At 73.2% G+C, this 6,994-nt stretch carries 8 protein-coding genes; 1 reads left to right on the top strand and 7 read right to left on the bottom strand.

The features are described from left to right. The coding region (locus ACXJKL_RS10765; RefSeq protein ID WP_457207046.1) for a protein adenylyltransferase SelO at nt 1-1,124 on the top strand (1,124 nt) is incomplete at its 5' end. A gap of 24 nt (nt 1,125-1,148) precedes the next feature. Here ACXJKL_RS10765 and ACXJKL_RS10760 read toward each other — a convergent pair. From ACXJKL_RS10760 to ACXJKL_RS10730, 7 genes are all read right to left on the bottom strand, one after another. Continuing rightward, complete coding sequence (locus tag ACXJKL_RS10760; RefSeq protein WP_457207047.1) at nt 1,149-1,547, bottom strand: nuclear transport factor 2 family protein; 399 nt, start codon at nt 1,545-1,547, stop codon at nt 1,149-1,151. Nucleotides 1,548-1,619: 72 nt separating this feature from the next. Further along, a complete protein-coding gene (locus ACXJKL_RS10755; RefSeq protein ID WP_457207045.1) occupies nt 1,620-3,044 on the bottom strand; it encodes a DUF222 domain-containing protein in 1,425 nt (474 codons plus the stop codon). A gap of 321 nt (nt 3,045-3,365) precedes the next feature. Then, nucleotides 3,366-4,211 carry a polyphosphate kinase 2 gene (ppk2, locus tag ACXJKL_RS10750; protein WP_457207044.1) on the bottom strand — a complete coding sequence of 282 codons (846 nt, stop codon included), beginning with the start codon at nt 4,209-4,211 and terminating at the stop codon, nt 3,366-3,368. Nucleotides 4,212-4,281: 70 nt separating this feature from the next. Further along, nucleotides 4,282-4,521, bottom strand: coding sequence for a DUF3099 domain-containing protein (locus ACXJKL_RS10745; protein WP_457207043.1), 240 nt, complete (start codon nt 4,519-4,521; stop codon nt 4,282-4,284). A 41-nt stretch (nt 4,522-4,562) separates the two neighbouring features. Beyond that, nucleotides 4,563-5,333, bottom strand: a complete 771-nt coding sequence (locus tag ACXJKL_RS10740) for an alpha/beta hydrolase family protein (protein WP_457207042.1) — start codon at nt 5,331-5,333, stop codon at nt 4,563-4,565. Beyond that, nucleotides 5,330-6,292, bottom strand: a complete 963-nt coding sequence (locus tag ACXJKL_RS10735) for an NAD(P)/FAD-dependent oxidoreductase (protein ID WP_457207041.1) — start codon at nt 6,290-6,292, stop codon at nt 5,330-5,332. Before ACXJKL_RS10735 ends, ACXJKL_RS10740 begins: the two co-directional genes overlap by 4 nt. Nucleotides 6,293-6,299: 7 nt before the next feature. Continuing rightward, nucleotides 6,300-6,994 (bottom strand): FAD-dependent oxidoreductase (locus ACXJKL_RS10730; protein WP_457207040.1); only part of this gene is annotated, 695 nt, incomplete at its 5' end.

Genomic DNA, 6,994 nt, shown 5'->3' with positions numbered 1-6,994 from the left:
TCAAGGGGTCGGGGCGCACGCCGTTCGCCCGGGGCGGCGACGGTCTCGCCGCGGTGGGTCCGATGCTGAGGGAGTACGTCGTCAGCGAGGCCATGCACGCCCTCGGCATCCCGACCACGCGTGCGTTGGCGGTCGTGGCCACCGGGCGCCAGGTGCGCCGCGAGGAGCTGCTGCCGGGCGCCGTGCTCGCGAGGGTCGCGAGCAGCCACCTGCGGGTCGGGAGCTTCCAGTACGCGGCCGCCACCGGTGACGTCGCGCTGCTGCGCCGCCTCGCCGACCACGCGATCGCGCGCCACCACCCGCAGGCCGCCGAGGCCGCGCACCCCCACCTCGCCCTGTTCGACGCCGTGGTGTCCGCCCAGGCGTCGCTGGTGGCGTCGTGGATGACGGTCGGCTTCGTCCACGGGGTGATGAACACCGACAACATGACGATCTCGGGCGAGACCATCGACTACGGGCCGTGCGCCTTCCTCGACGCGTTCGACCCGGCCACGGTCTACAGCTCGATCGACGAGGGCGGCCGCTACGCGTACGGCAACCAGCCCGTCGTCGCCGAGTGGAACCTGGCCCGGCTCGCCGAGGCGCTCCTCCCCCTCCTCGACGACGACCAGGACCGGGCGGTGGCCCTCGCGGTCGAGTCGCTCGGCGCGTTCCGCCCCCAGTACTCGTCGGCCTGGTCGGCCCGCATGCGCACCAAGCTGGGCCTGCCGGCCGGGCTGGACGACTCGGTGGCCGTGCTGCTCGTCGACGAGCTCCTCGGCCTGGCCGAGCGCAGCCGCGTCGACCACACGACGCTCTACCGGGCGCTGGCCGCCTCCCTCCGGGGAGACGCCGACGCCGCCCGTGGGCTGGTCCTGGACGTGCGGGACTTCGACGACTGGAGCGCCCGGTGGCGGGCGACCGGACCGGACCCGGACGCCATGGACCGCGTCAATCCGGTCTACATCCCGCGCAACCACCTCGTCGAGGAGGCCCTGGCAGCCGCACTGCAGGACGACCTGGAGCCGTTCGAACGACTCCTCGCGGCAGTGACCTCGCCCTTCGACGCGAGGCCCGGTCTCGAGCGGTACGCCGCCCCGGCGCCCGACACCTTCGGGCGCTATCGGACCTTCTGCGGCACCTGAGTCCGGGCGGGCGGAGCGTGTCGTCTACCGCACCGGGGGTCGGGACAGGTCGCGCACGGCCGCTGTGATGTCGTGGCCGTCGGCCTCCACGGGCTCCATGTACAGGCGCCCCTCCGCGATGTGGTCGTCGCGCACGAGGAAGACAGTGACCCCGCGCATGGCGAAGGGCGAGCCGTCGGCGTGATGCCCCTCCCAGCCCCACTCGCCCCACTCGGTGCCGTCCTGGACGCACGAGGCGATCAGCTCGCACCCGAAGTCGGGCACGCCCTCGAAGACCGCCGACCAGTTCATGAGCACCTGGGCACTCCCGGTGAAGTGTCGTCCCGGGTGCACCGGCTGGTCGCTGCGGTAGTCCTGGGCGAAGAGCGCCGACATGCGTCCGGCGTCGTGCGCGTTCATCGCATCCTGCAGCCGCCGCACCATCGTCGTCACACCTCGACGATAGTCCCCGGAGGAACCGCCATGATCTGAGTCGTCCGGTCCGCGGCAGGCAGGTCAGGCCGCCAGTCCGAGCAGCTCCCGGCTGACCCGCAGCTCAGCGGGGCTGGCCGACGTCGGGCTGGTGCCGAGCCGACGCGTGCCGGTGTGGTCCACGAGGTACATCGCTCCGTGCGGGTCGCGCCACACGTAGACCCCCGGGAAGGGTTGCTGCACCTGCCACGCACCGTGCGTCTTGATCCGGTGGTGGTGCTGGCTCATCGGGCCATAGTTGCCCACCCTCGACTGCCCCGCGGGTCGGTCCGGGCCGTGCCGGAAGGCCACGGTGTGGTCGATCTGCTGGGTGCGGGAGGTGCTGGACCCCCAGGGGAAGGTGCCGGCCGGCGTCATGAGATGCACGGCCTGCCTATGTCGGTCCGGGATCTCGTAGGCGTCGACGGGGGCCTGCGCGGCGACGTCGAGGACGGGCTTGATCGTGAACGTGGCGTGCGGCCCGAGGTGCGTCCTCAGCCAGGCTTCGGTGACGGGGCCGTGGCCCTCGACGCGGGCGACGCCGGTCTCCTCGTCGCCGGCGTAGAGGTGAAGCATCAGGACCACGCTGGGCATGAGGGCGTCCCAGTCGACCACCGGGCGCTCCCCCGTGCGCGCGTGCTCGCGCTCCTCAGTGGGATCGGCCGGGTCAGCGGGATCGGCCGGGCGGTCGCGCCACGCGGCGTACGCCGTCAGCAGCTCGACCGCGCGCCGCGGATCCGTGAGGACGAGGACGGCCTTGACCCGGCGATGGTCCTCGGGGTCGGTGTCACCCAGGCCCCCCAGGACGCGTGCGAGATGGGCCACGATCGCGTCGAGCCGGGCGATGACGTGGAGCGGCGCCCGGACGTAGAAGCCACGCATCCCCTCCTCCGTGGAGCGGGTGGCGTTGGCACACTGCCGTCGGGCCTGCTCCTCTTCGCGGGCGGCGGCCGCCTCGGGATCACTGGCCGCGACGGCACCGATGACGAGGTCCTCGAAGCGCGACCACGGGATGCGCCCGTCGGCGGCCTCGACGACCCGCGAGTCGACGTATGCGGCCTGCTCGATCGTGAGGTCGCGGGTGCGCCGCGCGACGAAGCGGGCGTACGACGCGCGGACCTCGAGCGCCTCGACGCGTCGCCACAGCTGCGGCAGGCGGATCACCAGGTCGAGCGCGTCCGCCATCAACGCGAAGGCGGACCAGGACGTGACCGCGAGCCTCGCGCCCAGCGCGGCGCAGCAGAACTCCGCGACGTCCGGTGTCCCCACCCCACCGAACCGCTTGGCCCGCTCACGGCCGGGCAGGCGCGTCAGATCGGGATCGAGACGCTGCGGGTTGTTGATGATGGCGTGCTGCACCGCGATGCGCAGCACCTGGACCTCGCACTCGCGCTGGCGGCGCGACACCGCCTCGGCGTGATCGAGGAGGTCGGCCTCGGTCAGCTCGTGGAGGTCGGTGGTCAGGTCCATGTCTCCACTCAAGCAGCAGCCACCGACATTGAGCTCGGCAGCAAGGCCCGTGCTGTGGACAGCCGCTGCCATCGAGGTGGACGCCGTCACCGGTGAACGCCGTGGGGCCCAACGGATCGAGCAAGAGGTCCGCGTGCACCACCCCGACGCCATTCTCGGCGCAAGCAGCATGCCCGCTCGCGGAGCGTGCCGGTGCCGGACGGACTCGCGGCACGAGCCGAAGGTCGGCCCCCGCTCGGCGTACCCGGGCGGGACGTCATACGAACCGGCAGTCATAGCGGCCAGGACGTATGACGTCCCTTGTCGTCGACCTGCCGGCGACTAGAAGAGCGTCGGCACGAAGGTCTGCTCCTGCACCGGCGGACGGACGTACGGGATGTCGCGGACCTCGGGGAGCTGGACGGGCGGCGGCGCGACGTCCTCGTAGTCGAACTGCGCGAGCAGGTGGCTGATGCAGTTGAGCCGGGCGGCCCGCTTGTCGTCGGACGGGACGACGTACCAGGGCGCCTGCTTGATGTCGGTGTAGCGGAACGTCGTGTCCTTGGCCATCGAGTAGCGGACGTAGAGCTCGCGCTCGGCGAGGTCCATGTCGGAGAGCTTCCACCGCTTCAGCGGCTCCGCGTTGCGTGCCTCGAACCGCTTGCGCTGCTCCTCGACCCCCACGGAGAACCAGTACTTCAGCACGACGATCCCGGACCGGACGAGCATCCGCTCGAACTCCGGGCAGCTGCGCAGGAACTCCTGGTGCTCGTCCTCGGTGCAGAACTCCATCACCCACTCGACGTTCGAGCGGTTGTACCAGCTGCGGTCGAAGAGCACCATCTCCCCCTTGGCCGGCAGGTGCTCGACGTACCGCTGGAAGTACCACTGGGTCCGCTCGCGGTCCGTCGGCTTCGGCAGCGCCACGATGCGCACGGTGCGCGGGCTGGTGCGCTCGGTGATGCGCTTGATCACGCCGCCCTTGCCGGCGGATCCACGTCCCTCGAAGATGACGAGCACCTTGAGCTCCTGCGACTGGATCCAGTACTGCAGCAGCACCAGCTGTTCCTGGAGGCGCTCCATCTCGGCCTCGTAGACGACCGACCTCAGATGGCCCGAGCCCTTGTAGCGCGAGGAGTCGGTGCGATCGGGGTGGGTGCCGTCCGACGGGGCGGGACGAGTCTTCATGCTGCCTCCTGTGCGCCTCATCGTCGTCCCGGCGCGGTCCCCCGGGCAAGGGGTCGCGGAGGACCGCTCGTCAGCCGCCGCGGAACCCGTTGTTGCCGACGAAGGCGGCGATCGGTGGGATCACCGCGGCCACCGCCGACATCGCGACCGCCAACGGGGTCGACCAGAAGCGCACCCACGTCCACGCCAGCAGGATCAGGGTGAGGCACACGCCCATGAGCAGGAAGTAGCGCCGCTGTCGTCGTCGCAGCTGCTCGCTCGTCGGCCACGGGACATCCGTGAGGGACTCGACGCGGTGGTCGCGGCRCATCTGACCACGGTAGCCCCACCGCCCTCAGCGGTCGTCGGTCGTCAGCGTCCCTCGTGGTCGGCGAGGTAGGGATCGCACCAGGCACTGATGATGCGGGCCGCCCGCTTGGCCTGGTTGCGGCCGGTGAGCAGGTGGTCGGCACCCTCGAGCGACACGAAGCTGCGCGGGTGCCGCGCGGCGCGGAAGATCTCGCTGGCGTTGGCGATGCCGACCGTGTTGTCGGTCGGCGAGTGCATGACGAGCAGCGCCCGGCGCAACGTCCGGATCTGCTCGCGGAGGTCGGCGCGGCGTACGTCCTCGATGAAGTGGCGGCGCAGGGTGAGCGCCTTGCCGCCGACGGGGAACGGCGCCTCACCCTCCTCGAGGATCCGCTCGATGAGGGCGTCGTAGGTGTGCTCGACGTGGGCCGGTTCGTACGGCGCCCCGACGCTCGCCACGGCCCGCACACCGTCGACCTCGTGGGCCGCGGCGATGACGGCGGCACCGCCGAACGAGTGGCCGACGAGCAGGCGTACGTCGCGCCCCGACGCGTTCATGAACCGCACGGCCTGGACGGTGTCGGCGATCTTGTGCGAGAAGGAGCCGTCGCCCCAGTCGCCCTCGGAGTGGCCGAGCCCCAGGTTGTCGAAGCGCAGCATCCCGATGCCCTCGGCGGCGAGCTGCTTGCACATGCGGCTGGCGGCCGGGCAGTCCTTGCCCAGGGTGAAGCCGTGGGAGAAGACGCCCCAGCCGCGAGCGGGGCCCTCCGGGTGGTCGAGGAGGCCGGCGAGCCGCGGCCCGCTCGAGCTGGCGAACCAGACCTTCTCGCTCACGACAGCCGCTCCGCCAGCGCCCGGCCGAGGTCGCGCCCGGACAGCCACGCCGTCTCCACCTTGGGCGAGGCGCCCCACCCGTCGCCGCACACGCCGACGGGGCCCGTCGGCCCGTCCACCAGCGCGTGCGTGGGGGTCCGCTCCCCCACCGGCCGGGCGAAGGTCCAGCGGTGCACGTGCGTGTCGACCGGCTCGGGCAGCGACAGGGCCGCACGCAGCGCGCGCACCAGCTCCGGGCCGGCGGCCGCCGGGTCCTCCAGGTGCCTGCTCGCGAAGTCGGGGGTGGAGTGCGCCACCAGCACCGGGGCGTCGTCGCCGCGACGTCGCCCGTCGTCGGCGACCCACGCCACGACCGGGTCGCCGTTGACGAAGGCGCCGTCGAAGCGACCCGTGGGGCTCAGGCCGTCCCAGGTGCGCGCCGGCCAGGTCGCGGCCAGCGCGAGCACCGGCTCGAACTCCCGGTCCAGGTGGACGGCGACCGGGTGGTCCTCGGCGACGAGGCGCCGGGCCTGCGGGTCGGGCATCGCCAGCACGACAGCGGGGGCGTTGAGCTCGTCGACGGCCGCGACGTCGTACCGCTCCACGTCGAGGTCGCCGGCCAGGTCCTCGACGAGCGAGCGCAGACCACCCGGCGTCCCCCAGCGCAGCGGACCGCTCTTGGCGACGGGGTTCCCGTCCCCGAGCGCGCAGAACGTGTCGGTCCACGGGCGCGCGAGCCCGCGCCGGCACCATCCCTCGACGACGGCGGCGAAGTCGTCGTCCGAGGTCGTGAGGTACGACGCACCGAGGTCGACCGGGCGGTCCCAGAGCCGCCGCGAGGCCATCCGCCCCCCGGGCCGGTGGCCACGGTCGAGCACCCGCACGGGCACCCCGGCGGCACGCAGCTCCCGCGCGCACGCCACCCCGGACAGCCCGGCCCCGACGACCACGACCCGGTCCACGTCCCTGCTCGCGCTCATCGCGCCATCATCCCCCGGCGCGCAGCGCTGCGAGGACGGCGTCCGCGGCCCGCTGGCCGCTGACCAGCGCCCCCTGGATGGACCCGGTGTCGCGGTGGTCGCCGCAGACGACGAGGTCGCCGACCCGCACCGGGCGCGTTGCGGAGTACGGCGCGGGCTGGGCGGGCAGCGCGTCGGGGACCTCGTGCCGGGCGACCACCTCCCAGCTGGTCGGGTCGACGCCGAGCAGATCGCCGGCGTGGCGGCGCATCGCGGCCTCGTCGGGCACCCGGCCGGGAGCGAGCAGGGCCGAGCCTTGGACGAGGTGGCGACCGGCGGGCGCGTAGGTGGGCGCCGCCCGGGAGACGACCGCGGCGTTGACCAGCGGCCCGCGCGGCTCGCGGCGGGCGTCGACGTGCAGCAGGTCGGTCCCGGGAGCCTCGGGGGCGGACCACCAGGCGGTGACCACGCCCTTCGTGGCGGGCGCGTCGGCTCCGGCGAGCTCCCGGGCGCGCGGCCCGTCGGTGGCCACCACGACCTGCCGGGCGCTCCAGGTGCGCCCGACCGCGGCCGCCGAGGTGCCCGTCACCCGCTCGACGCGGTGACCGAGCCGGACCCGGTCGCCCAGCGGTGCGACGAGCTGCGCGGGCAGGGCCTCCATCCCGGCGGCCGGCAGCGACGGCACCCCGCGGGCGAACATCCACGCCAGCAGCAGGGCGAAGC

This window comes from Nocardioides sp. P5_C9_2 (genome assembly GCF_054049555.1).
The sequence above is the reverse complement of the archived record's forward strand: the minus strand, read 5'-3'. Positions and strand labels throughout refer to the sequence as shown.

Bases quoted from the DNA above. Each gene is read 5' to 3' on its own strand.
- ACXJKL_RS10760 (WP_457207047.1), bottom strand. From the start codon at position 1,547: ATGGTGCGGCGGCTGCAGGATGCGATGAACGCGCACGACGCCGGACGC.
- ACXJKL_RS10755 (WP_457207045.1), bottom strand. From the start codon at position 3,044: ATGGACCTGACCACCGACCTCCACGAGCTGACCGAGGCCGACCTCCTC.
- ppk2 (WP_457207044.1), bottom strand. From the start codon at position 4,211: ATGAAGACTCGTCCCGCCCCGTCGGACGGCACCCACCCCGATCGCACC.
- ACXJKL_RS10735 (WP_457207041.1), bottom strand. From the start codon at position 6,292: ATGAGCGCGAGCAGGGACGTGGACCGGGTCGTGGTCGTCGGGGCCGGG.